This is a genomic window from Olivibacter sp. SDN3 (assembly GCF_014334135.1).
Classification (GTDB): Bacteria; Bacteroidota; Bacteroidia; order Sphingobacteriales; family Sphingobacteriaceae; genus Olivibacter.
The window spans coordinates 133257-159479 of record NZ_CP060497.1 but is presented as its reverse complement, the minus strand read 5'-3'; the positions used below and the strand labels follow the sequence as shown (position 1 = coordinate 159479).

General features: G+C 40.2%; 19 protein-coding genes. 16 read left to right on the top strand and 3 right to left on the bottom strand.

Translation table 11 applies throughout. The features are described 5' to 3' along the window. Positions 1–66: 66 nt before the first annotated feature. The 4 genes from H8S90_RS00720 (at position 67) to H8S90_RS00705 (ending at position 7645) form a co-directional block, all read left to right on the top strand. On the top strand, positions 67–3480 hold the full coding sequence (locus tag H8S90_RS00720; RefSeq protein WP_187340753.1) for a TonB-dependent receptor: 3414 nt from the start codon (positions 67–69) through the stop codon (positions 3478–3480). 29 nt (positions 3481–3509) lie between these two features. Further along, positions 3510–5180, top strand: a complete 1671-nt coding sequence (locus H8S90_RS00715) for a RagB/SusD family nutrient uptake outer membrane protein (protein WP_222852202.1) — start codon at positions 3510–3512, stop codon at positions 5178–5180. Between the two features lie 17 nt (positions 5181–5197). Then, positions 5198–6697 carry an alpha-L-fucosidase gene (locus H8S90_RS00710; protein WP_187340752.1) on the top strand — a complete coding sequence of 500 codons (1500 nt, stop codon included), beginning with the start codon at positions 5198–5200 and terminating at the stop codon, positions 6695–6697. Positions 6698–6820: 123 nt separating this feature from the next. After that, positions 6821–7645 (top strand): glutaminyl-peptide cyclotransferase, encoded by an 825-nt coding sequence (locus tag H8S90_RS00705; RefSeq protein ID WP_187340751.1) that lies wholly within the window; start codon positions 6821–6823, stop codon positions 7643–7645. Here H8S90_RS00705 and H8S90_RS00700 read toward each other — a convergent pair whose 3' ends face one another. Continuing rightward, positions 7646–8194: an HPP family protein gene (locus H8S90_RS00700; protein WP_222852201.1), complete on the bottom strand. Its 549-nt coding sequence runs from the start codon at positions 8192–8194 to the stop codon at positions 7646–7648. Positions 8195–8528: 334 nt separating this feature from the next. On the opposite strand from H8S90_RS00700, the gene H8S90_RS00695 reads away from it, so the two are divergent. Continuing rightward, the gene (locus H8S90_RS00695; RefSeq protein WP_187340750.1) at positions 8529–10172 is read left to right on the top strand and encodes a carboxylesterase/lipase family protein; all 1644 of its coding nucleotides are present in this window, start codon (positions 8529–8531) and stop codon (positions 10170–10172) included. Between the two features lie 140 nt (positions 10173–10312). Beyond that, on the top strand, positions 10313–11302 hold the full coding sequence (locus H8S90_RS00690) for an MBL fold metallo-hydrolase (RefSeq protein ID WP_187340749.1): 990 nt from the start codon (positions 10313–10315) through the stop codon (positions 11300–11302). Positions 11303–11509: 207 nt separating this feature from the next. On the opposite strand, the gene H8S90_RS00685 is transcribed toward H8S90_RS00690, so the two are convergent. Then, positions 11510–12511, bottom strand: coding sequence for a LacI family DNA-binding transcriptional regulator (locus H8S90_RS00685; RefSeq protein WP_187340748.1), 1002 nt, complete (start codon positions 12509–12511; stop codon positions 11510–11512). Positions 12512–12702: 191 nt separating this feature from the next. Between H8S90_RS00685 and H8S90_RS00680 the strand changes: the two genes are divergently transcribed. From H8S90_RS00680 to H8S90_RS00655, 6 genes are all read left to right on the top strand, one after another. After that, positions 12703–13587, top strand: a complete 885-nt coding sequence (locus H8S90_RS00680) for an inositol oxygenase (RefSeq protein WP_255501754.1) — start codon at positions 12703–12705, stop codon at positions 13585–13587. 109 nt (positions 13588–13696) lie between these two features. Then, positions 13697–15388 carry a sodium/solute symporter gene (locus tag H8S90_RS00675; RefSeq protein WP_187340747.1) on the top strand — a complete coding sequence of 564 codons (1692 nt, stop codon included), beginning with the start codon at positions 13697–13699 and terminating at the stop codon, positions 15386–15388. A 117-nt stretch (positions 15389–15505) separates the two neighbouring features. After that, positions 15506–16033, top strand: a complete 528-nt coding sequence (locus tag H8S90_RS00670; protein WP_187340746.1) for a sigma-70 family RNA polymerase sigma factor — start codon at positions 15506–15508, stop codon at positions 16031–16033. 84 nt (positions 16034–16117) lie between these two features. Beyond that, the gene (locus H8S90_RS00665; RefSeq protein ID WP_187340745.1) at positions 16118–17131 is read left to right on the top strand and encodes a FecR family protein; all 1014 of its coding nucleotides are present in this window, start codon (positions 16118–16120) and stop codon (positions 17129–17131) included. Between the two features lie 43 nt (positions 17132–17174). After that, positions 17175–20153: a SusC/RagA family TonB-linked outer membrane protein gene (locus H8S90_RS00660; RefSeq protein ID WP_187340744.1), complete on the top strand. Its 2979-nt coding sequence runs from the start codon at positions 17175–17177 to the stop codon at positions 20151–20153. Between the two features lie 22 nt (positions 20154–20175). Then, entirely contained in the window at positions 20176–21765 is a 1590-nt protein-coding gene (locus H8S90_RS00655; protein ID WP_187340743.1) for a RagB/SusD family nutrient uptake outer membrane protein, read from the top strand. Between the two features lie 266 nt (positions 21766–22031). Here H8S90_RS00655 and H8S90_RS00650 read toward each other — a convergent pair whose 3' ends face one another. Beyond that, positions 22032–23300: a hypothetical protein gene (locus tag H8S90_RS00650; RefSeq protein ID WP_187340742.1), complete on the bottom strand. Its 1269-nt coding sequence runs from the start codon at positions 23298–23300 to the stop codon at positions 22032–22034. A 258-nt stretch (positions 23301–23558) separates the two neighbouring features. Between H8S90_RS00650 and H8S90_RS00645 the strand changes: the two genes are divergently transcribed. The 4 genes from H8S90_RS00645 (at position 23559) to H8S90_RS00630 (ending at position 26199) form a co-directional block, all read left to right on the top strand. Further along, the gene (locus H8S90_RS00645; protein WP_187340741.1) at positions 23559–24377 is read left to right on the top strand and encodes a two-component regulator propeller domain-containing protein; all 819 of its coding nucleotides are present in this window, start codon (positions 23559–23561) and stop codon (positions 24375–24377) included. Beyond that, on the top strand, positions 24292–24531 hold the full coding sequence (locus tag H8S90_RS00640) for a DUF2264 domain-containing protein (RefSeq protein WP_187343196.1): 240 nt from the start codon (positions 24292–24294) through the stop codon (positions 24529–24531). Before H8S90_RS00645 ends, H8S90_RS00640 begins: the two co-directional genes overlap by 86 nt. 215 nt (positions 24532–24746) lie before the next feature. Continuing rightward, positions 24747–25493, top strand: a complete 747-nt coding sequence (locus H8S90_RS00635) for a sensor histidine kinase (protein WP_187340740.1) — start codon at positions 24747–24749, stop codon at positions 25491–25493. Next, positions 25486–26199, top strand: a complete 714-nt coding sequence (locus H8S90_RS00630; protein ID WP_187340739.1) for a LytTR family DNA-binding domain-containing protein — start codon at positions 25486–25488, stop codon at positions 26197–26199. The genes H8S90_RS00635 and H8S90_RS00630 overlap by 8 nt, the downstream gene beginning before the upstream one ends. The last annotated feature ends 24 nt before the right edge of the window (positions 26200–26223 follow it).

Sequence of the window (26223 nt, the reverse complement as noted above, 5' to 3'; positions counted from 1 at the left end):
GTATTCTTTTGCTCGAAGCAAAAGTGGAAAAAACGAACCGTTAACCAACCTACGATTACTGCTATTATGAACCGAAGTGTAATTTTTTTTTCCTTAGTGTGCTTGCAGATATCTGCCTATGCTTTTTCGCAGCAGATAAGTCTGCACACTAACGGCGAATCGCTAAAATCGGTACTTACAGAAATTAGAAAGCAAAGTGGCTACCAGTTGCTTTACAATGCTGACTTACTCCGAGAAGCAAAACCTGTAACAGTGAAAATTAACCAAGGAAATATTGAAGAAGTATTGACTTTAGTTTTCGAAGGGCAACCGCTTCAATATCAGGTGGAAAACAAAACGATTCTGGTGCAAAGAAGAACCGAATCAATGATAAGGCCGTTAATGGCTAAGCGACAGTTGACCGTGAAAGGAGTAGTGACCGATCAAAGTGGGGAAACTTTGCCTGGAGTTAGTGTGCTTGAAAGAGGTACGAAGAACGGTACAACAACAAATGAAGATGGCGAATTTTCGTTGGTCGTATCAACTGCTTCTGTGTCTATTGTATTCAGCTCTATGGGATATGTCAGTCAGGAAATCTTGGCTACAGCAGAACCCCTTCGAGTGGTTATGGAAGAAGATCAAGAAAACTTGGAGGAAGTAGTAGTGGTGGGATTTGGTACACAGAAGAAAGAAAATCTTACAGGAGCCATAGCTTCTGTTGATGCGAAAAAGTTGGAAAATCGGCCAGTAGCAAATCTTGGTCAGGGACTTCAGGGGTTAGTTCCCAACCTGAATATTTCTTCGGATAATGGAAAACCCGGCACAGGCTCGAACTTTAATGTGAGGGGAACTGGATCTATTGATGCGGGAAAGGCAAGTCCACTTATTTTAGTGGACGGTGTTCAACGTGATCCCAACTCTATTGACCCTTCTGATGTGGAAAGTGTTACAGTGCTGAAAGATGCAGCGGCAGCTGCCATCTATGGAGGTCGAGCCGCATACGGAGTTATCCTGATCCAAACAAAGAATCCTGTTAATCAAAAACCCCAAATCAACTACTCTGGAGAATATACCACTTCACGACCTACAAAAATGCCACGGTATATTAATTCAATTGACTATATAAGGATGCATAGAGAAGCTAACCGTAATGGTCAGGATGGCGGAACTACTGCAACCGAAATTTTTACCGTAGAAGATTCTATTCGTGCGCAGGCTTATTTTAATGATCCTGTAAATAATTTGCCTGTATATATAGATCCCTCTAATCCGGCTAGATATCGTTACGTAGGGAATACAGATTGGATTAAAGAACAATATCCGGGTTGGGCACCTATGCAACGCCATAACGTATCGTTGCAGGGAGGGCAAGGAGCTACTTCTGTATTAGCATCCCTAGGGTATCTAGGGCAAGAAGGTCTCTTTAAGGCTGCTGATCAGAAATTTCAGCGTTTAAATCCAACTTTGAAGGTGAACTCTGAGATAGCCGATTGGATTACTGTTCATGGAAACTTCGCCATGACCCACATCAGCGATAATGAAGCGGCGGGAGTAGCTCCTGGCTGGACGACCAGTGGATGGATTTCAGGAGATTTAAGACCTATTATGCCTGTTCGCCATCCTGACGGCAACTTTTCCGGTCAGGGAAGTTTTACCAACCCCTTTGCGGTAGCCTTACAGAATGGTAGAAGAAAAGAGTATTCAAATGATATTTGGTTGACAGGTGGAGTAGATATTCGCCCAATAGAACATGTCACATTAACCGCTAATTACACTTGGAATGCTTATAGTGGTTTTAACCAAAACCACCAAATTCCTTTTCAGGAATATGGCGTTGATGGCATTCTTTTAGGAACATATCCCTGGACAACACCTTCGTCTGTAACTGAAATAACCGATAATAATAATTACTTTGCATTAAACGCTTTCGCAACCTATGAAAATACCTTCGCCGATAAACATTATTTTAAGGCAATGGTGGGTTTAAATCGTGAAAGCAGCCGATATAAGCGAATGCAGGTGTTTGCTAATAATTTAGTAGATCCCACATTACCTGCTATTAATCTAAATAACGATCCACGCCCAAATATTACTGGGGCCGATAATGAATGGGCCTTGTTTGGTAGCGTGTTTAGGTTAAATTATATTTTCGATAATAAATATTTGTTAGAAGTAAATGGGCGCTATGATGGATCCTCTCGGTTTTCTTCCGACACTCGGTATGTATTTACACCTTCGGTTTCGGCAGGATGGCGTATTTCTGAAGAAAATTTTATGGCAGGAACTCGAGGTGTCCTGAGCGATCTCAAATTAAGGGGATCTTACGGAGAACTACCTAATCAGGGCTTTAATCAAGACGAATTATATGAGACGCTTAATTTTTACCCTTATTTGCCAACAATGCCTATTGACAATAACTTAGAATATATTTTCGGAAACCAAACGGGAGTGGGGGTTGGTACACCGGGTTTGGTAAGTACTTATTTTACCTGGGAGAAATCTGCCACTACCAATTTTGGCTTAGATTTCGGATTTCTCAATAATAAACTTACGGGTACTTTTGATATTTACGAACGTCGTACGCGAGATATGTTGGTTGCTGGGGTGCCCCTTCCTGCCGTATTAGGTACGAATGCTCCTCAACAGAATGCTGGCGTGTTGATAACAAAAGGTTGGGAATTGAGCGTCAATTGGAATGATCGTATTGGCGATGATTTTTCTTATGATGTATTACTTTCTTTATCTGATAATCAGGCTAGGTTAACGAGTTATCCCTTAAATCCCAACAAAGTATTCACGGAAGACCAATGGTATGAAGGTAGGGTAGAAAATGAAATATGGGGTTTCGAAACAGGAGGTTACTTTAATTCGCAAGAGGAAATTGATCAAGCACCAGGTCAGGCCCAAATCTGGGGAGGAAGCTGGAGGCCTGGAGATGTGCAGTATGTAGATTTAAATGGCGATGGTGTAATTAACTTCGGAACAAATACCGTAGGTAATCCTGGCGACCGGAGGATCATAGGTAATTCAACACCGCGTTATGCATTTGGACTTAATATAGGACTGAATTATAAAAATTTTGATTTCACAACCTTCTTACAGGGGATTGGGAAACGGGATGTTTGGTTAGACAACAGTGCCTTCTGGGGGTTTACAAGTGAGTGGAATGTACCTTTTGTATATGCAACAGATTATTGGACACCCGAAAACACCAATGCTTATTTTCCTCGTTTACGATTTGAAAACGGCGGAAATGCTCAAGCCCAAACAAGATATCTACAGGATGCTTCCTATCTACGGGTAAAACAGCTAACATTGGGGTATTCTTTACCGCAGACCTTAGTACAAAAAGCTAAACTTAACCGTGTAAGGCTATATGTGACGGCACAGAATCTTTTCACATTCACAAAACTCTTTGAAGCTTTTGATCCAGAGGTGCTTAATTTTCAGGATGCACCCCTGATGAAATCGATAGCCTTTGGTTTACAGTTAGGATTTTAAAATGATTCAAAAAATAAAGTAAACAAGATATGAACACTTTTAAAAAATATACTTTTTTCATTATGGTAGCCTTTATATGGCAGTCATGTAAGCACGATAGCTACTTGGATCGTTTACCTCTATCTTCCATTGCAGAGCCTACATTTTTTAAGAATGAGAATGACCTGCAATTATATGCCAATCAGTTTTATGCAGAGCTGCCTACACAGAACTTTATTCAGGATAATCAATCCGACGACAAGGTGCCTAATAATATCGATCCCTTTTTAGCGGGGCAATATGTAATACCGTCTACAGATGAAAACTACGACTGGACTAACATCCGGAATGCAAATTATTTTCTCCAGCGCTACCAGAATGCAGAGGCCAGCGACGAAACAAAGAACATTTATGCAGGAGAAGTGCGCCTTTTTAGAGCCTTATTTTATTGGAGGCTATCGAAGCGTTATGGAGATGTTTCGTGGTACAGCAAAGACTTAACCGAAGAAAGTGAAGAGCTTTATGATCCAAGAACCCCTCGAGCAGCAGTAATGGATTCTATATTACTGGATCTTAATTTTGCAGTTGATCATATACCGGAAGATGTGTCAACAGGAAGGCTGCATAAATATGCAGCGGCAGCGTTAAAGGCACGTATTTGCTTGTGGGAAGGAACCCGAAGAAAATACTTTAATGAAGAAGGAAGTGAGCTTTACCTAAGGGAAGCTGTAGATGCAGCTGAGCTTATTATGAATGCTGGGAGATTTGAGCTATATTCAAGTGGTAATCCTGAAACAGATTACTATGAACTATTCATTCAACAGGAGTTGAACGGAAACCCCGAAGCAATACTCCCGAGACGCTACCTGCAAGCCATCTTAATGAATAATATTAGCAGAACATTGGGAGAGTCGGGTACAGGTTATAGCAAGAACTTTGTAAGGTCTTATCTCTGTACCGATGGTTTACCTACAGGGCTCAGCCCACTTTATCAGGGGGATGACACACCTGGGGAAGAGTTTGCCAATCGTGATCCCCGATCTTTCCAAACCATTGCTACCAAGGGGTTCGTATTGTTGCAAAACAGCGATGGCTCGCAGGATATTATTGACTTGCCGCGTATCGGTACCAATACGGCAAATACAGGTTATCAATTAATAAAAGGAAGGAGTTCGGATCCTGCGATGTGGCAGGCAAACCAATCAACGTTAGATTTTTTCATCTTTCGCTATGCAGAAATTTTACTGATATATGCAGAAGCTAAAGCTGAGTTGGGTGAGGCTGTACAACAAGACATTGACGCGAGTATCAACTTATTGAGAGCAAGAGTTGGTATGCCTTCCATGCAGATCGCAACTTTACAACGAGATCCTAATTCAGAATTTCCAGACCTGCCAATACTAATAGACGAAATAAGGAGAGAAAGAAGGGTCGAACTTGCAGACGAAGGTTTTAGATTTGACGATCTGTTGCGGTGGAAAGCAGGAAAGCAGATTGAAAAACCTGAAACTATATTGGGAATGAAGTTGACATCTACTTTAAGAGCACAGTATCCTGCCTCTCAGGTTAATGGTATCGTGGTAAATGACGACGAATACGTACGCATCTATACAGGTATACAGCGGAGAACGTGGGAGGATAAAATGTACCTATATCCTATACCTTTACAGGAAATCGGTTTGAATCCAAATTTGGAACAAAATCCAGGATGGCAACAGTAAATATAAAATATAGCAAAATGAATTTTAAAAACTATATAATAAGCTTCGTCATTATTTTATGTTATTATAGTCAATTAAACGCACAGAGCTACGTATTAATAGAACAAGATGATTTGCCAGCAAAGATAATTGAGAAAGCCGCGAATATTATACCAACAGAGAGACAGTTAAGGTGGCAGGAATTAGAGGTTACCGGTTTTTTTCACTTTGGTATCAACACCTTTACTGATAGAGAATGGGGAGACGGAAAGGAAGATCCATCACTCTTTAACCCGGAAGCTTTAGATGCCGTACAATGGGTAAAGGCAGCAAAAGATGGTGGCATAAAGCAAGTGATTATCACAGCGAAGCATCACGATGGGTTTTGCTTGTGGCCCAGTAAATATACAAAGCACTCTGTAGCTAGCAGTCCGTGGAAACAAGGTAAAGGTGATATAGTAAGGGAGGTAGCCAATGCCTGTAGGAAATTAGGGGTTGGTTTTGGTATATACTTGTCACCTTGGGATCGTCATGAAAGTACTTATGGGACAGTAGCTTATAATGATTTTTTTGTTAATCAACTTACCGAGCTACTAACGCAATACGGTGTAGTAGATGAAGTCTGGTTTGATGGGGCAAATGGTGAAGGACCGAATGGTAAAAAGCAAGTATATGATTTTGAGCGTTGGTATGCACTTATCAGGAAACTGCAACCCCGAGCCGTGATAGCTGTCATGGGGCCTGATGTAAGATGGGTTGGAACTGAAACGGGATATGGTAGAGAAACTGAGTGGAGTGTTGTTCCGGCTGACAATCTTGATCAGTCAGCCGTGTCAGACAATTCTCAGCAAGATTTAGCATTTAAGCCATCTGGCGATATGCGGGGAGATGATCTTGGCGGACGCGAAAAAATATATAAAGCTAAGGGATTGGTTTGGTACCCTGCAGAAACGGATGTTTCTATCCGGCCAGGTTGGTTTTACCATACTAAAGAGGATGATCAGGTGAAAACACCAGAAAAACTGTTGGATATTTATTTTAACTCGGTTGGCAAAAATGGTGTGCTATTGCTCAACATTCCACCAGACAAGCGAGGACGTATCCATGAGTCGGACGTGCAGTATCTTCGCGAATGGAAAAAAAACATCGATAATATTTTTGAAACAAACTTACTTGAAAAGGCCGAAATATCTGCAGCCAATGTTACAGGATTACCGCGGTTAGTCGATAATAACAAAGAAACTTATTGGACTCCCACAGACACTGATAGCGAAACAGAACTGCTTTTTACCCTCGATGAAGCCATTACATTTAATGTGCTTAGTGTGCAGGAGTTTATAAAAAAGGGACAACGTATTGAACAATTTGTCCTCGAATATAAAGAAGGCGACTCTTGGAAAGAGGTAGCGAGAGGAACTACTGTTGGATATAAACGTTTGCTCAAGTTCGATACGGTTCGTGCTGATAACATTCGATTGCGCATAACGTCCTCGAGGTTAAATCCTATGATATCTCATATAGGTCTTTATAAGCAATAAGTTAATTAATACACCCACAGTGGTGAAGATTTTAGCCTCATGTCATTTTGACGGTATGAGGCTACTTTATATACATATAATAAATAGCTATTTTCGTACATTAATCACCTTTTTGTTGAAAGTATGCTCAGACTATTTAAAATTTTAGGTCTTATTATTACCTTAAGTCCAATTGCTTGTAATACGAAACGGACAGATACCAATGATTTAGACGATACCTATCGTATTACTGCCCCAAACCCTGTTACTTTATTGTATGATATAGTGGATACCATTCCACATGATACATCAGCTTTTACAGAGGGATTTGAATATCACAACGGGAGTTTGTTTGAAAGTACGGGAGAGTATGGAAGCACTTCTATTAGAAAAATCAATCCGGAAAATGGCAAGACGATCGAACGTTTTTCCAATAACGATCAAAAGATTTTTGGAGAAGGAATCACACTTTTCGATGGAAAGCTCTACCAGCTGACCTATCAGACGAATCAGGTGTTTGTGTATAATCAAAAGGATTTAAATAGGTCTGTTGCCGAATTAAGGTGGCCTAAAGAAGGTTGGGGTTTGTGCAATGATGGGGAGTATTTGCTGTTAAGTGATGGTAGTTCGACAATCAGTTATGTTGATCCCGATAATTTTAAGTTAATAAAAACCCTCTCAGTGAACGACCATTCGGGAGCCGTTGATCAATTAAATGAACTGGAGTATATTGATGGGTATATTTATGCCAATAGATGGCATCATGATAAGATTTATAAAATTGATCCGGCTTCAGGATATGTGGTAGGTATGATGCATTTGGAAGGATTGATCCAGCAATATGCGCCGCATTTTGAACAGGACACTGAAAAAGTTTTAAATGGCATTGCTTGGGATCACACGCATGAGATTATGTACCTTACGGGGAAAAATTGGCCATTGATTTTTAAGGTCAAATTGCATCGGTGATCATTTTCTATAAGGGTAGTTTCGGTCCTTAGGGATGTTATTTACAATAATAGCTGTGAGATATAAGGTTAACACACCGCTTAGTACGGGCGATACTATATAATAATAGGTCAATTCCTTAATTTCGTCAGATCCTATATTGGCAATGAGGGCAGTGGCGCCACCTGGTGGGTGCATCGTTTTACTAATCTGCATACCTACAATGGCTAGCGAAACCGCAAGAGATGCTTTTACCCAAAGGTCTCCCGGCACCAATAATTGAACAGTAACACCAATAAATGCGGCAATGAGATGGCCCCCAACTAAATTTCTTGGTTGTGCAAGTGGGCTGTTTGTCGCGCCAAATACTAAAACGGCAGATGCACCAAAGGATCCGATAAGCATAATGTTAAGTTCATCGCCAAATTTTGAGCTGTTCATTAAACCGATAAGACCAATACCTATAAATGCCCCAACAAATGTCCATAAATGATCTATGGGTTCTAATATCGTTTGCCGGTAAACAACATATTTAGCAACTCTGTAACTTCTTCTGATTCTTTTTTTCACTTCGTTTATTTGCTTTTTCCCTTTTGCAATTTTTATGGGTTAATAAAAATTGCTGCGAAAATGGAGAAATATTTTTACAGAATTAAATTTTTTGTTTGATTTATAGGGTTGCCAACTGGTTTTGTTATTGTTTTGATAATAAAATGACTATTTGGTTGTTAACGATTGAAAAATATAATGAATGAAAGGTTCCTGTTCAAAATAAGCGCTATCTTTATTGAGGCTTTAACAAACAAAAATTAGTATGCAAAAACACGGATCTGGATAGTGTTTATGGCGATTGCTCGCTTATTGGTTATTTTTTATCTTGCTAATGTATTAAACGGGAAACCACATGAAAATTTTCTTCTCACTCTTCGCGATACTTTTCGTGCATGCAACTTATGCGCAGTTAAAAGACAATAGAAATAATCCCCTTGTAAAAATCGACAACGGTAAACTCCAAGGGCTTGACGAGTCTGGCATTTATACTTTTAAGGGAATACCTTTTGCTGCTCCCCCTATAGGACCGTTGAGGTGGCGAGAGCCTCAGCCAGTTGAAAATTGGAAAGGTGTGCGTAAAGCAGAAAAGTTCGGACCTCGGGCAATGCAGCGGCCGATTTTTGGTGATATGAACTTTCGTTCGGATGGTATGAGTGAAGATTGTTTATACTTAAACATATGGACTCCTGCACAAACCGGGAAGGAAAAGCTTCCGGTTTTAGTGTACTTCTATGGCGGTGGGCTGCTAGCCGGAGATAGTTCTGAACCACGTTATGATGGTGAAAGTATGGCTCGTAATGGTATTGTAGCTGTTACCGTAAATTATAGATTAAATATTTTTGGCTTTTTTGCACACCCTGACCTTACACGCGAATCACCCAATCGGGCGTCGGGGAATTATGGATTGATGGATCAATACGCTGCCCTTAAATGGGTACAGGATAATATTGCTGCCTTCGGAGGAGACCCGCGTCAGGTTACTATAGCAGGCGAGTCGGCCGGTTCCTTCTCTGTCAGCGCTCAAATGGCTTCTCCATTGTCAAAAGGCCTGTTTCAAAAGGCAATAGGAGAGAGCGGCTCTCTATTGGGAGATAGACCTATTGCTTCGTTAAAAGAGGCAGAGAACAAAGGAAGGGCATTTGGAGATGCTATTCAAAAAAAATCTCTAGCCGAATTGCGTGCAATATCTGCTGAAGAGTTGTTGGAATTTACCGCTGCACCTGAATGGAGTAGTTTTCCGGTTACCATAGATGGCTATTTCTTTACCAAAAGCCCATTGGCGGTTTTTGAAGTTGGAGGTCAGGCTCAGGTACCATTATTAGTAGGATGGAATTCGGAGGAGATGAACTATCGTGCTTTGTTGGGAGACAATGAGCCCTCCTTGGATAATTTTAGAACGGCAGTACAAGAGGTTTATGGGAAAGACGCCGACGAAGTTTTAGAAGTTTATCGAGCAGAAACAGATGAGTCGGTAGCGCAGGTGGCTACAGATTTCGCTGGTGACCAATTTATAGGTTACGGTACGTGGAAATGGTGTGATGTACATAGCCGTACAGGCAAGAGCACGGTATACCGATATTTATACGCTAGACCGCGTCCGCCAATGCGGACTGAAATGGGGAGCGCGACCGCGGGTTTAGCAGGTGGTATAATTAGAGGAGAGGAGGATAAGACAGGTGTGGAAGAGCAACCGAAAGCTCCTTCCGGTGCGGTGCATTCAGCGGAAATTGAGTATGCACTCGGTAATTTATCTACTAACCGGGTGTATGATTGGCAGCCGCAAGACTTTAAAGTCTCCGCTATGATGCAGGCGTATTTTGTGAATTTTATAAAAACGGGCAATCCAAATGGTTTGGGCATACCGAAATGGCCTGCCGTAGAAAGCGGTAAGCCGGCAGAGCTGATACGTATCGATACGTATACGCAGGCAGAAACTGAACAGCATCGTGATCGTTACCTTGTGCTTGAGAAGCTGTCTGATAAACAACCTCAATAAGATTCATTTCTTGGAAGGCTGTCGTAAAGTGTTTCGTCATTTACCTGCTTCTTTCGACCTCAGGGTGATATTTAGGTGTAAAGTTGTTCTTTAAAGGGAATTTATTTAAGTTTATCGAAATAAAACGATTGGAGTGTCTTATGGTAGCTAAAAATTCGTCGAATTTCAGGAGTGGGAAATTCCAGAATCAATCGCTTACACCCATGCTTGCGAAAGGCTACAGCTGGTGGAGGATCTTGCATAAACAGTTTAGACAACCCAAATCCACTATTCCGCCCGTAAGTTTACCGTCAATACGTACTGAGCTTGCATCACTGGATGCAGAAACACCAGTTATCGTTTGGTTTGGGCATTCTTCTTACCTCATTTGCAGTAAAGGAAAGTATGTTTTAGTAGACCCGGTTTTCAGTGGAAGCGCTTCACCGATACCTGGAACAGTTAAAGCTTTTCCGGGAACAGATATTTATAAAACTGAGGATATGCCGCCTATAGATCTAATGATAATTACACATAACCATTATGATCATCTGGATAGGAAGACATTGCTCAAATTAACGCCGGCTGTAAAAGTCTTTTGTACAGGTCTCGGTGTAGGGAAAGATATCATAAAATGCACGGACAATCGGCAACTGGATATCCGGGAGATGGATTGGTGGGATCGGATGACGTTTGATGATAATATTGTGTTGACCGCTACCCCTGCTCGACATTTTTCGGGCCGAGGTTTTGTTAGGGGCCGGTCATTGTGGTCTTCTTTCGTGTTGGAAATAGATGGGTATAAAATCTTTATTGGAGGTGACTCCGGTTACGATAGGCATTTTAAAGCAATAGGTGAATCATTTGGTCCATTTGATATTGCCTTATTGGAATGTGGACAGTATAATGAGGCTTGGCCGCATATTCATATGATGCCCGAGGAGACCGCACAGGCGGCGATAGACTTGCAAGCGCAGGTGTTGATGCCCGTACATTGGGGGAAGTTTAGATTAGCTAATCACCCATGGAATGAGCCGGTTATGCGCTTGTTAGATGCGTCAAAAGCCAAAAAAGTTAAACTTACAACTCCCCTTATCGGGGAACCGGTATGGATCGATAAAAAATATCCTAATACTTTATGGTGGCAGCTGTAGTGAAATCAGATAGTTAAGAAATTGTTAGAAACAAAGTACCCGATGGGCGGGTACTTTGAGCTAACCAATTATAAAACCTAATATATATGAGAAGAGAAGGCATGTTTGATGTAGCAAAGATATAAAAAGTCTACTAATTTAGTATACTTTTTTTAAAAAAATGTAAAATGTGTGAACAGTGGTTAATAGGCGCCTTTTTACTAGATTCTAGACCTGTGTAGATGCTCGAATATCCAATCTTGCAGGGATCATAATCGTTCTTTCATCTGTATCAAAGGGAATTTCTTTTAAAAATTTAAGTAAAATGGAAGCTGCCGCCTCACCAATTTCAAAAGCCGGTTGGGTAATGGTAGTCAGTGGGGGTGCTAGTATGGCTGCGCTGTTCAGATTGGAGAATACCCCGAATTTGAGGGCTTGAGGAATGGCTATGTTCATTTCCTGACAGGCTAGATAAACACCGGTAGTGAGTTTTTCCACTGAGGCAATAATGCCATCGGGTTTGTCAGTCCCTGTTAGTAAATCGTGTATTAATAAACGGTTCTGATTTTCGTCATTAGAACAATATAAAACATTGCCAGATACACCTTGACTCTCTACTGCTTTTCGAAAACCTTTTTGCCGTTTGGAAACAAAAGGTGCATCTGAGATAGCGAGAAAGGTAATCTTTTTACATTGTAGGCTAATTAAGTGTTGTGTTAACTGACAGCAGCTTTCCTGATCATTAGTGTAGACTTGCCCTATTCCTGTCTGCTCAATAATTCGATCAAATAATACGACGGGCATACCGGCAGCTTGCAATTCGTCAATATGCCTACTGTGGACACTTTCTGTGCTTACCGATAATAATACGCCGTCTACCCGTCCATTCTGCAATTCTTTCAATATGTCCCGCTCCTTCTGAAGCTTTTCATGCGTAAGATAGATGAGTACATGATAGCCCGCAGCCTGTGCTATAGATTCTACGCCATTGATAGCCTGTGCAAAAAAACTATCGGCAACTTCGGGGATAACCACAGCAATCGTTTTACTCTGCTTACCTCTTAAACTGCTGGCATGTGCGTTAGGGCTATAGTTTAATTTTTCAGCAAGTTTCAGTACACGTTGTTTGGTAGCTTCGCTGATATCATAACTGTCTCTTAGTGCTTTTGAAACCGTGGCAGATGACAGGTTAAGTGCTGTTGCCAATTGTTTCATCGTAACTTTTTTCATTACCCTATAGGTCAATTTGCTATTTCTGGAAAGTGGATTATAATAGTTTACGTAATCGTTTAAGTAAATATATCCATTTAAAAGCAATTTATCCTAAAGAATTTATTGCAAATTTGAATAAACAAGTAAAAGCTAGCGTCTATGGAATAGCGCGTAACGCCAAAAACTAAAAATTAACCAACTAACACATTATGATGAATAAGCAAGCAAATATAACAGAGAATAATCCATTGGAGGATTTAGATCATTGGGAAGACGATCTTTTGCGCCGTTATCCAGATCCTGATGTGATAGCTACAGCAAAAACTAAAGAAGCTTATCGAAACTACGAAGACCCAGGTCGTGATAGTGTGAAGGAGTTTTATCGGCTCAATCATACCTATCAGTCTTATGAGTTTGTTCAACAGAAGAAGGATGATTTTTTAAAATTTGATAAGAAAGAAATGCCTGTGTGGGATGCTTTCGAATTTTTAAACCAGTTAGTGGATGATTCAGATCCAGACACCGACCTCGACCAATTTCAGCACTTGCTGCAAACAGCGGAAGCAATTAGGGCTGACGGCCACCCCGACTGGATGGTGCTTACAGGCCTATTTCATGATATGGGAAAAGTGTTATGTTTATTTGGAGAACCCCAGTGGGCCGTTGTAGGTGACACCTTCCCCGTAGGCTGTGCTTTCTCCGATAAAATCGTATATCCGGAATTCTTTAAGTCTAACGCTGACTATGATAATGAGACCTTTAATACCAAGTATGGTATCTATGAGCCAAATTGTGGATTGGATGCCGTACAGCTTTCATGGGGGCATGATGAATATATTTATCACATGATGAAAGACTACTTGCCTGAGAGTGCGTTATATATGTTGCGTTATCATTCCTTTTATGCTCAGCATCGGGAAAATGCGTACAGTCATTTAATGAATGCACATGATCATGAAATGTTTAGATGGGTGAAACTTTTTAACCCTTATGATTTATATTCAAAAAATCCGATACCTCCCGATTGGAGTAAGTTAAAACCCTACTACGAAGACTTGGTAGCCAAATATCTTCCTGAAACGCTTCGATTTTAGAGTAGATCAGTATTCTTGCATATTTCACTATTTTAATTAAGTTTGTGGCGGATAAATTATGCCTAAAGGTTTTTCGTTACATATTTTTAATTAGATTCTAGCTTTATTCATGTCTGGCCAACTCGTTACTTGGGATTATCTGGTTTTTGCCCTCTATATTATTATTGTTAGTTGTTACGGTTATTGGATTTATAAAAAAAGAAGGCATACGGAGACAGAAAATGCTAAAGACTTTTTTTTAGCAGAAGGTTCCTTAACATGGTGGGCCATCGGCGCGTCTATTATAGCTTCTAACATTTCTGCTGAACAGTTTATCGGTATGAGTGGCGATGGTTTTTTTGCGGGCATTGCCGTTGCTGTATACGAATGGGTAGGAGCTGCCGCACTCATTTTGGTGGCTGTGTTTTTCATGCCAATCTATATAAAGAACCGGATATTTACCATGCCTCAGTTCTTAACTATGCGCTATAATGAACAGGTGGCGCTTATTATGTCTATTTTCTGGATATTTTTATATGTATTCGTAAACCTTACATCTATACTCTATTTGGGAGCTTTGGCTATTAACGGTTTATTAGGAGGCTTTTACTTTCATGAGATTATGGTGGTGCTGGCCTTGTTTGCCATTATAATAACATTGGGTGGTATGAAGGTAATTGGATACACGGATGCGATACAAGTCGCTGTGCTGATTATAGGGGGCTTGGCTACCACTTATATGGCGCTATTGGTAGTAAGTGAAAATTTTGGTTTCGGAAAAGATATTTATGCAGGCTTCAAGGTTTTACTCAACGAGGCACCAGATCATTTTCATCTTATGTTCAAAAAACCGCAGGTCGATGCTCCTCAAGATTATGTTGACAAATACTTGATACTACCGGCCTTTGGAATGTATGCAGCGGGGCAATGGATCAGTAATCTCAACTATTGGGGGTGTAATCAGTATATTACGCAAAGAGCGCTTGGTGCGGATTTAAAGACGGCACGTACAGGGATATTATTTGCCAGTCTATTAAAAATTTTAATGCCTATTATTGTATTATTGCCAGGAATTATTGCTTTTGTGCTGTACAATAAGGGGTTGTTACCAGCAATGGATGGGACTAACAAAGACTCGGCCTATTCAGCCATCTTAACTTTCCTGCCAGCAGGCCTAAAAGGTATGGCTGTAGCCGCATTAACCGCAGCGATTGTAGCGTCACTGGCAGGTAAAGCCAACAGTATCTCAACTATATTTACACTGGATATCTACAAGAAATACATCCATAAAGATGCGAGCGAACGTACAATGGTAAAAACTGGAAGATGGGCGGTGTTGATCGCTATGCTGCTCAGTGTTTCATTTACTTGGAACGATTTGCTTGGCATAAGTGGCGAAGGTGGTTATACCTTTGTTCAAAAATATTCCAGCTTCATTAGCCCGGGTGTATTTGCTACCTTTCTACTTGGTATGTTCTGGAAACGAACCAGCGGAACAGCTGCTATAGCGGGTATCTTAACCGGTTTCCTCGCTTCTATTTTTTTCAATCAACTAGCGGTTAAAATTTTTGGCCCCGAAACTTGGCTTTACTCGGCCTTTCTAAATCGTGATGGGGTATATGAAATTCCTTTTTTCATTTGTTTGGGCTGGTCTTTCTTAACTACGGTGATAGTCATGGTAATCATTAGTTTATATGCGCCTAAAGTAAGTAAAAAGGCATTTATCTTAGACAAATCAATGTTCAAGTTAGAACCAAGCTCTATTATATTAAGTGTTACCGTAATATTGTTGTTAGCTGTACTATATATTAGATTTTGGTAATTGGAGCAAAATAACCATTATAAACAACCAGCTAAATAGGTTTATTTGGCATGGCTTAATAAAAGCTTAATATATTATGTTGTTTAAGCTAAAAGCGTGACGCTAATTTTGAGTCCTATGCAATCATTAGTTGACCATCTTAAACAAGGGAATTTGGAAGCATTTAATGCTATCTATGCCGAGTATCATCAAAGACTCTACTTCTTCATTAAGAAAAAAACGCATTCGGTGTTTTTAGCCGAGGAGGTTGTACAACTCACTTTTATTAAATTGTGGAACTGTAAAACGATACTGAGAAGCCATATCGATATCTCTGTGCAACTTTTTCATATGGCTAAGCAAGTACTTATTGATCAACTGCGAAAAGAACAAGTCAGAAGCAAATACGAGGGAGATAGTGCTGAAACGCCATTTACCGATAATCTCATTCGAATGATCGAAGCAAAAGATCTGATGCGGATTTTTGATGAAGAACTTTCAGATATGCCTGCAATGCGTAAACTGATCTTTACCTTAAGTAGAGAAAAAGGTATGAGCCATAAAGAAATCTCTGAGATGATGGGGGTCTCAATTAAAACAGTGGAAGCGCATATTACTAAAGTGCTGAGTCGCCTAAGACAATATATGTATTCCGTTTTGTTTTAAATGTTGGCAGGGAAAAACCGACAATATGTTAAATTATTGTTAAGTGTTTAGGGGTGTTGCTCTGGCATGCGTATTAAGGGGTATATGAAGGCAAGAAAATATCTCAGGCAATTGTTGTGGAAAAAACCAGAGCGAATAGCATGTCTCTTTCCGGAGGATGACTGGCAGTCGTTCACTACGGAGGATAAACTGGCAGAGACACATTCTGAACAGTTGTTAAAGCAAATCCATCAACGATTGCCCCTCGATGAACAAACCATTCCCGTAAGAGAAACAAAAGAAATCTATTGGCCAGGAGTCACCGCTCTAGCCGCAACACTGTTACCCTTATTGATGGCTGTGGTACTTTGGAAAGTCTCGCTTAAGGATCCGCGGCATGTACATCCGGCCAACATGCCTGTTGAGATGGCACCGCTGTGGCAAACACATACGAATTCTTCAGAAGAACCTTTCAGTTTAGTTTTACCTGATTCATCGATTGTTCGTTTATACCCGCATAGTAAATTGAAATATTTATCTAATTTCTCTCAAACTATCCGTGAAAGTTATTTAGAGGGTATGGCTGTTTTTGAAGTCGCCAATGACCCTAGTAGACCCTTTAGCGTATATGCTGGTAAAACTAAAACAACTGCTCTTGGAACCACCTTTACGGTACAAGCAAATAAAAAAAATGAACTGGTAACCATAAAACTTCATAAAGGCAAGGTGCAAGTGGAAGCTGAAGAAGCCAATCAACAGTTTTCTAAGAGAATCTTATTTCCAGGGGAACATTTTACTTTTAATCCTTCGGTGAATGAGAGGACCATTAAAAAGAAAGCGCAAGCGGAGGAAATGCTCGAGAGCCTATACTCGAAAACTGGAGATGCTTTATTCTTTAAGAATGTTCAACTGAAAGAAGTTTTCGAGATCCTAGCGGAGGAATATCAAGTGGAAATTCTGACAAAAACGAACTTGGACCTGCAACCAATTTATTACACTGGAGAAGTCAACGTTACTCAGGAAGAAGTAGAAGAGGTGTTAGAAAAAATTTGTTTGCTAAACAGCTTTGTACTTACAGAAGAGCAGCCTAGGAGTTATAAAATTCAACCCATACAATAGTACACCTTAAACCATTTTAAACGTAATTAAAACGATCAATCAAATGAATGTATTTCAACATCTCAGAAGCCGTATCTTGCTTATGCTTTGCTTGTTAGCTCTAGCCCAACAAGCGTGGGCACAACGAGAAAAAGCCCATGTAATGGGTTTAGTACAAGATACTTTAGGTGCGCCCCTTCAGGGGGTAAGTGTCAAGGCGGTTAACCAAAGTACGCAAAGGAGTTTTCAGACAAGCACTTCAGAGCAGGGGCTGTTTAGCTTTATGAGCTTTTCTGATCAGGGCATGTACGAATTCATATTCAGCTATATTGGCTACATGTCTGACACGCTTAGAAATTATCAAATTGTACAGGGTAAACAAATCACTTTAAATGTTAAACTTCGCGAAGAACCTATGGGACTGGGAGAAGTAGTAGTAGTGGGATATGGAAGCAGTTCCAGAAGTGAGATCACAGGATCGATTACTTCGGTTAGCAGTGAGGAGTTTAATACAGGAGTATTCAACGCACCTAGTCAGTTACTTCAAGGTAAAGTGGCAGGACTAAATATTACCCGCAGCGGTAATCCAAATGCAAGGCCTGCGGTAATCCTGAGAGGTCCATCAACATTGAGGGCCGGTGCGCAGGAGCCTTTCTATGTAATAGATGGAGTGCCTGGCGCCTCTATTGATCTTGTGGCGCCAGATGATATCATTAGTATAGATGTATTAAAAGACGCTGCTTCTACTGCTATCTATGGCTCGAGAGCCGCCAACGGGGTAATCATGGTAACTACAAGAAAGGCCAAAGAGGGAGCGTCACGCCTTTCATACAGCACTTATGCTGCGGTAGAGAATATTTCTAATACTATTGATATGATGTCCGGCGATGGTTTACGTAATTATCTTAACGGATACGGACGGAGTTTGGATGAAATTAACGACGATGGGAACAATACCAACTGGCAGGATGAGGTGAGTCGTACCGGTATTTCCCATAACCATAACCTGTCTTTTAATGGCAGTAGTCAAAATTCTTCTTACGGTGCCAGTGTGAACTACCTGAATAACGAAGGGATTATAAAGGGGTCTTCCCTCGAACGATTCATTGTACGTGGAAACATGGAACAGCGAGCTTTTAACGATCGTCTAAAGCTGAATTTGAGTGTTACGAATAGCAATACCACCAGTGAATTAGTGCCAGATGAGGTTTATAGTAACATGCTTACTTATCTCCCTACTGTTGCTGTAAAAAGGCCAGATGGCTCTTATATGGAAGATTTTAGTAGAACTAGAGGTTATTTGAACCCCGTGTCTTTAATTGAAAACAATACTCATCAACAAAAAACAAAATTGTTTCTAGTCAATGGTCAGGCCACAGTGAATATATTGGAAGGATTGGATTTTACCACTAGCGTTTCTTATCAGGACGAACGTATTGATACCAATATCTATAGGAATAGGTTTTCAGGATTGGCACAGAATCTAGATGGGCAAGCTATAAGGAATACGGTTACCAATACGAAAAAAGTGTTAGAATCTTTTTTTAATTACGACCGTAATTTTGGCGAACACGGCATGAAAATACTCGCGGGGTATTCTTGGCAGGAAGATCGTCTGGGCGATGGTTTTCAGACAAGTAATCAAGGTTTTGTAACCGATGGTTTATCATATAATAATCCTGGCCTGGGTAACCCGCCAGAAGGTGTTGTGGTAGACTATGGGAATAAACGCATTCAGGTGCTCCGGTTGATATCTTTTTATGGTAGAGTAAATTATCAATACCAAAATAAATACCTTTTACAGGCTTCTTTACGACAGGACGGTTCGTCAGCTTTCGGTATTAACAATAGGTGGGGCCTTTTTCCTGCTTTTTCCGCTGGTTGGCTCATTAATAGAGAATCGTTTATGCAGGATATAGATGCTATTAGCGAGCTGAAATTACGAGCCGGTTATGGTGTGTCAGGAAACTCGCTCGGTTTTGATGCTTTTACTTCTACATTATTGTATCGTAGCTCAGGAAGGTTTTATTATAATGGCAGCTTTATAAATGCCATAGGCCCTTTTCAGAACGATAATCCCGACTTAAAATGGGAACGCACAGCAACGATTAATTTGGGACTTGATTTCGGTTTGTTCAATAATATATTGTCGGGCTCTATTGATGTGTATGATAAGCGTACTTCAGATCTGATCTGGACGTATCCGGTGTCAACTACGCAGTACTTTGTTAATACGCTTACTGCCAATGCTGGTGAAATGAGTAACCGAGGTGTCGAGTTTACCCTTGCAGCATCTCCTATAAGGAAAGCTGATTTTAGCTGGACAACTAGTGTAAATGTTTCCCATAACACCAATGAACTAGTTTCGCTGTCAAATGATAATTTTGATCTTCCACTCATTCAAACTGCTTATCTTAATGGTAGAGGGCAATCGGGTAATGCCTCGCAGCTTGTGCAGGAAGGGCGTTCACTGGGTACCTTTTATACATGGCGTTATGCAGGAAAAAATGAGGATGGTATCTCGCAGTTTTATGATCAAGAAGGAAATTTGACGATTTCACCTACGTCGAACGACTTTTATTATACCGGAAATGCACAACCTAAACTTATGTATGGTTGGAATAATGTATTTAAATACAAAAACGTTGATTTAACCTTCTTTTTACGGGGAGTGGCAGGAAACAAAATATTGAATGCAACACTTGCAGACATGAATGCACCAAATAATGCTACGCAAACGAATATTCCTACATTTAGCATAGGCGAGTCAATCGATGATAACAATGCTTATTTTATCTCTGATCGATTTATAGAAAGTGGTTCCTACCTGCGAATGGATAATGCCGTTTTGGGATATAATTTTAAAACGAAGCGGAATAATCAGGTGCGCGTTTATGCTGGAGCTAATAACTTGTTTATCATAACAAATTACCGTGGTATTGATCCGGAAATTAATATGGGAGGTATTGAACCGGGGATTGATAATCGTAATTATTACCCGAAAACACGGACTTTTATGTTGGGATTGAACCTAGTCTTTTAACAAATGATTAAGAAAAACTATCATGAATAGAAAATATATATTGTCAGCCTGTTTAGTCGTTTCGCTAACAGCTTGTACCAAGCTAGATATACCTATTGAATCTGAACTCACACCAGAAAATTTTCCAGATTCGCCAGAGTCTTTTGTTGCGGCTACAGGTCCGGTGTACACACAGTTTAGAGAACGTTATGCGGTAGACTACTGGCGTCTACAGGAGTTGTCTACCGAAGAAGCTATCATCCCTGCCCGTGATGGAAATTACGATGACGGTGGCCAGTACCGAATGCTACATAAACACAATTGGACTCCCGATCATCCTACTGTTCGTTCGGTGTGGGAATGGGGCTTTGGTGGTATACAAACCTGCAATCGCATTATTAACATGTTTGAACAGGTAGAGGAAAGTGAAACGAGAAACCAGACTATCGGGGAGATGCGTGCTATGCGGTCGTTATTCTACTTTTTTATGATGGACCTTTACGGAAATGTTCCGTTGTTTACTACTTTCGGTAGCACCGAACAGCCGGTTACTTCATCACGTACTGAGGTGTTTAACTACATAGAATCGGAATTATTGAGCATTATCCCTGATTTATCGACGGAGACAGGACAGATCATTTATGGCAGACCTAATCGTTGGACAGCTTATGTCTTATTGCAAAAATTGTATCTGAATGCCGAGTATTATACCGGGACTCCCCGATATAACGAATCGGTTGAATATGCGGATAAATTGCTTGAGGAATCTGACCTTGCATTGGTAGCAGATTTTCTCAGTTTGTTTATGCCAGATAACGGGCCAAATAGTGAAACTATATTGGCAGTCCCTTACGATGCCAATGTTGCACAGGGAAACCAATTTTCGCGATTTGGGTTGCATACCGCGTTAGAAGCGAAGTACGAGTTGCCCTTCCGGCCTAGTATTGCATTGAGTACCGTCGCTGATTTCTATGCCCTATTTGACCTTGACGGTGACAGAAGAAACGAAACATGGCTAGCTGGACAGCAATTTGACTTTGGAGGTAATCCTATTTTGATCAGAACGACTAATAGAGGTTTGGATGCCACATACAACGGTCCCAATCCCACGCAGGAAATTGATTGGCACTTGGAGTTTACTCCTGAAATGCCACTGAGAAATGTGGCAACTATGGATGTGGGTAATGACCAATTGGGACAGGCTCGGGGTGTGCGCTCCGTTAAGTTCTATCCAGATAAAAATACGCATCCAAGTACTAGAGATTCAAATAATGATGTGCCGGTATTTCGTTTAGCAGACGTATATCTCATGAAGGCGGAAGCTATTCTTCGCGGTGCCTCTGCTAGTACCGCTAGAGGAGAATTGCAAACGGCAGATGTGTTGGTAAATAAAATACGTGAAAGGGTGGGAGCTCCTTTGGTAAAAGGTATTATACTAGATGAATTATTAGAGGAACGTGGAAGGGAGTTCGCTTGGGAAGCATGGAGAAGAAACGATCTGATACGTTTTGGAAAATTTGAAGGTTCCTGGGCTTTCAATGAAGGAGAACAGCCTCCTAACTATCGTATTTATCCAGTACCAACATCAGAGATGCGTTTAAACACTAATTTAGTGCAGAACCCTGGATACTGATGCAATAGGTAATCAGGCTCGACCAATATTGGTCGAGCCTATTTTGGTTTGATGCTTTCCTATGTCTTATCGAATTACATCGTTTTAGCTACTGAGCAAACCTTTCGCTACGTTAAGTTGGTAACGCAAAACAGTCATTTTGATATTAACTACACGCACTTAGCAGAATTTGCTGCCTATAAGGAATAGTCCGTCTCTATAGATAAAAAGCTCCGGATGTAAATATAGACCGGAGCTTTGATCTTAAGGCAAATTCTTCTTATCAGCTAATCATAGTCAGCATACCTCACCGCGAAAACCGCCCGGTTTTCTTTGCCATATTTTTCTGTTTCATATTCGGTAAGATTCCATAGTAAACCGGTTGATGTGTCCAAATATAGGTCTTCGGCTCCATGAGGCCATCTGTATCGGGTAGCCGCTGCGGTGCCGTCACTATATCGTACCAGACGAGCGGTTGAACCTTCATAATTACCGTTACCCGTTGTCGTCATGACGGTCTTAGCATTTGAACGGTAAACTCCCTGCATACGATATACAGGCGTGTCATATTTATCAAGTGGCGAAATGCTTTCTACATTGCCGTATAGTTGTCCCTGCTCATTTATAGGAAAGCCGTATATGGTGGGAGTACGACCAGCGTCTGGAGCAAGATACTGCCCTGTCCACAACCTCTTTTCTAAAGAAGTACTGCCTTCTCCAAGAGCTATGCATGAAAATGGCGAACCATCAGTTATCTTGTAGTAACCAATTTGAGGCAAAATATATCCATAGTCGAATGCCTTGAGTGTACTGCTATGCTCGACGCCTATTTTATTTTTGTTGACATCACCTTCGGCGCTAATGAATTTATCCAAATCGAAGACTCGGATGCCTAACCGGGTATCTGCTACATAAATCTTACCATCATAATAAGCCACACCGCCAGCGTGAATGGTAACCGGAGCATAGCCTTCTAGCTGCGTATAAGGATTAGATGGCCTATACAATTCGCTGTTGCCCATATTTTCCTTGTTTTGTACTAGTAGTATATGGCGATATGTGATGTTCGACATATTAGTGATATCCACTAAGCTTACCCTCACACCCTTGTGCTGGTTATGTACGCCGGGAATATTTGAAGGCCCTACGCCATACCAGGTAGTGATCAAATAAGTCTTTCCATTTCGTTCGAAACCTGTTATACCCTGTGGACGCCATTCTTTAGTGTCCTGATCGCCTTTATTCCATTTGAAACCTTTTACCTGCCTGTCTGCAGGAATATTGAATCCATAAGTGCTGTTATAGCCACTTACCTGACCTTGTCTGTTTAAATTAAGTTGATCGATACTTTTGAAATCATACATCGCTAAACTTTCAACAAAAGAGCTTTCATCGGTGTATGTAACGCTTACATTATTAGCCAGTACTAAATTTGATGGAGATGTTCTAGTTATTTCATCACGCTCTGATGAGGTTGGTGACATTTGGGATAACTCTTGTCTAGAACAGCCGTAAAGAGACATCACCAATGTGAAAGTGTAAATTTGTTTTTTCATAAGAATAAATTATTGGTTATCTTAAGCCGAATAACAAAGCATTCGTTTATTTATTTCTATAGTCAAATTAAGGGCTTCAATATGTATGAAATGTAGTCCCTACATTATCTTATTGTTATTACAAGTGAAGTATTACATGGCTTTTTATTTTTGAGCAATCGATTGCACAGTATGAAATATTGCAATTCAATAAATTTTTTAGATCATTGTTTTAAAACTAATGGAGGATTCATTGTTCAACCTACTAAATATGCTATTATGATCAAGTTTTTGGTTCTATTGCTGTTTATATGGCCGTCCTTACTTTTGGGGCAGGGGCAGATCAAGTTCGATCAATTAGGAACCAAAGAGGGTTTGTCAAACAGCTCTGTGCTATCTATTGCGCAAGATTCAAGTGGCTTTATATGGATTGGTACCCGTTACGGACTCAATAGATATGACACTCGAAGCTTCCGCATTTTTAAACAAACTGAGCTGGATAACAGTTTGAGCTCAAGCGATTATTTGAATAGCATGTTGGTAGATCATAAGGGCGTTCTGTGGGTGGGAACTTCTTATGGCTTAAATCGTTATGACGACGAGAAAGAGGTGTTTCAGCGATATAACAGCACTTCGGAAAAAAGATTTCGACTGAGCAATGATGTCATTTGTTCTCTGACAGAGGATAAGGACGGGAAATTATGGGTGGGAACGCGTGGCGGACTAAATATTATTCAATACGATGATCAACCTATTTTGGCTTGGTCTAAAAATATATTTTATGCGCTTGAAAAGGCCAAAGATGGTGGTGTATGGGCCTCTACCAATGATGGAATAAAGAAGATAAGCTTTCAGCATAATAAATTGGAAATTGATTTACTTTCGCATTTAAACAAACGCCTTTTTGCTGATGACAGGCCGTTCGTAGTCGCTACCATTTTGGAAGATGGTGGAGGAAATCTTTGGATCGGTACAGATAAAAAGGGTGTGTTCATGTATAACCCAAATAATAATGAGCTTAGGAACTATAGGGCAGGTACCGGCGAACGGTATGGGGATCATTGGAAATCAACAAGCAAGTTTGGCCGACTATTATAGCAATACTGGAAGCATGTACCTAACATCTTTATCCTTTTTACCTTTGGGTTTGCCCGAGAGTAATCCGTTCTGGAACAGCCCATTTTCACCGTGGACGATGAAGAAGGCCTGGAACGGAGAATCGATCAAGAAAGATTATCATGTAAATATTTAATATATAACGCATGCTAAAACCCGTTAGCTTTTTTGTTAAAATATGTTAAAACATCAAAAATATTTGCAGGGAACCTTTCCGGTACTTATCTTTGTGACATCATAATTTAGGTTTATAATTGGTTAGTAAAGGTCTTCAGTCTCCCCGATTGGAGACCTTTCGTTTTTTGTACCTCACACGAATTTTAGTTAAGTTTGTGAAAAACAGATAGCAGCTTGTTAAGCACGGGAAATATTTTGATCGTCAGTGTATTTATTAGTATATTGATAGTTACTCTCCTAGTAATTGTTGTTATACTTTTCAACCGTTTAAAGATAGCTAGGCAAGAAAAAGATGTCTCGGAAAAAAAATACTTGGAGCTCGAAAAGGAAAACAGTATAAATGATGATCTGTTGAAATACAAATTAAACCCACATTTGTTTAGAAATGCCTTGAACGCTATTCAGTCCCATGCGTACCAAAGTTATTATGCATTAGATAAGTTGTCTAATGTGCTGGATTACATTCTTTATGAATCTGATGTGAAGTATGTAGCATTAACAGACGAAGTGGCTTTTGCGCAAAGCTTGATCGAAATCAATCGCTTAAAAACAAGCCCGCTATTTAATCTCCACGTGAAAAATAAAATAAGTAAGGAGAAAGTGATATACGAGCAACAACTCATTGCACCTCTGATTACTATAAACCCCATAGAAAATGCTTTTAAACACGTCGACTTACAACGGGAAAGCGCCTTTATTTCGATTGTATTTGATGTGATAGATGGCTGGTTCCAACTTTCTGTGGCCAATAGTGTAGAAGAAAACGTAACAACAACCAATACGAAAGGTGGTGTGGGAAATCTCGCATTTAACAAGCGATTGGAGACAGTATACGGTAAAAATTACCGTTATAATGAATCCGTAGGAAATGGGATTTATACAATCCGTTTAGAAATAAAACTACTGGAAAAATATGCTTAAGTGTGTGTTGTTAGATGACGAACTGCCCGGACTTACTTACATACGCCGTTTATGTGAACAGATAGAAGATGTGGAAGTGGTAAGAGCCTTTAATAATCCAGAAAAACTTTTAAAAGAGGTGGGACATTTAGATTTTGATGTGTGCGTACTGGATATTGAAATGCCCGGTGTCAACGGGTTAGATGTGGCAAAAATATTAAAAGGGAAAGCAATCATCTTCTGTACTGCCTATAAACAATATGCGGCAGAAGCATTTGATCTTGAAGCAATCGATTATGTGCGAAAACCTATACAGCGGGATCGCTTGGAAAAGGCTTTTCATAAAGCGAAAATCTTTGTCGATAACAAAAAGAAACCAATCAGCACTTTTGTCAAGTTAAATAGTAATAGGGGTAAAACACTACTTAATTATGATGATCTACTTTATATAACTGTTGCGGATAACGACAAGCGCGATAAAAAGGCATTTATGAAGAATAGTTCAGAAATTATCCTAAAGAATATCTCGTTTGATGAACTGATCAGATTGCTGCCAATCAAGGAATTCATAAGGATCAATAGGCAAACGATTATCGCCGTTCGCACAATTGTGGCTTATACACATGAAACGGTAAGTACGAATATCTTGGATGCCAATGGTAAACTTTTACAGTTACCTTTAAACGAGCACTACCGTAAAAGCTTTATGGAGAATAGACGGCTTTGAGGATAAGTCAAATCTCTGTATGTT

Coding starts and splice junctions, on each gene's coding strand:
- H8S90_RS00720 (WP_187340753.1), top strand. CDS start 67: ATGAACCGAAGTGTAATTTTTTTTTCCTTAGTGTGCTTGCAGATATCT.
- H8S90_RS00715 (WP_222852202.1), top strand. CDS start 3,510: ATGAACACTTTTAAAAAATATACTTTTTTCATTATGGTAGCCTTTATA.
- H8S90_RS00710 (WP_187340752.1), top strand. CDS start 5,198: ATGAATTTTAAAAACTATATAATAAGCTTCGTCATTATTTTATGTTAT.
- H8S90_RS00705 (WP_187340751.1), top strand. CDS start 6,821: ATGCTCAGACTATTTAAAATTTTAGGTCTTATTATTACCTTAAGTCCA.
- H8S90_RS00695 (WP_187340750.1), top strand. CDS start 8,529: ATGAAAATTTTCTTCTCACTCTTCGCGATACTTTTCGTGCATGCAACT.
- H8S90_RS00690 (WP_187340749.1), top strand. CDS start 10,313: ATGGTAGCTAAAAATTCGTCGAATTTCAGGAGTGGGAAATTCCAGAAT.
- H8S90_RS00685 (WP_187340748.1), bottom strand. CDS start 12,511: ATGAAAAAAGTTACGATGAAACAATTGGCAACAGCACTTAACCTGTCA.
- H8S90_RS00680 (WP_255501754.1), top strand. CDS start 12,703: ATGATGAATAAGCAAGCAAATATAACAGAGAATAATCCATTGGAGGAT.
- H8S90_RS00675 (WP_187340747.1), top strand. CDS start 13,697: ATGTCTGGCCAACTCGTTACTTGGGATTATCTGGTTTTTGCCCTCTAT.
- H8S90_RS00670 (WP_187340746.1), top strand. CDS start 15,506: ATGCAATCATTAGTTGACCATCTTAAACAAGGGAATTTGGAAGCATTT.
- H8S90_RS00665 (WP_187340745.1), top strand. CDS start 16,118: ATGAAGGCAAGAAAATATCTCAGGCAATTGTTGTGGAAAAAACCAGAG.
- H8S90_RS00660 (WP_187340744.1), top strand. CDS start 17,175: ATGAATGTATTTCAACATCTCAGAAGCCGTATCTTGCTTATGCTTTGC.
- H8S90_RS00655 (WP_187340743.1), top strand. CDS start 20,176: ATGAATAGAAAATATATATTGTCAGCCTGTTTAGTCGTTTCGCTAACA.
- H8S90_RS00650 (WP_187340742.1), bottom strand. CDS start 23,300: ATGAAAAAACAAATTTACACTTTCACATTGGTGATGTCTCTTTACGGC.
- H8S90_RS00645 (WP_187340741.1), top strand. CDS start 23,559: ATGATCAAGTTTTTGGTTCTATTGCTGTTTATATGGCCGTCCTTACTT.
- H8S90_RS00640 (WP_187343196.1), top strand. CDS start 24,292: ATGAGCTTAGGAACTATAGGGCAGGTACCGGCGAACGGTATGGGGATC.
- H8S90_RS00630 (WP_187340739.1), top strand. CDS start 25,486: ATGCTTAAGTGTGTGTTGTTAGATGACGAACTGCCCGGACTTACTTAC.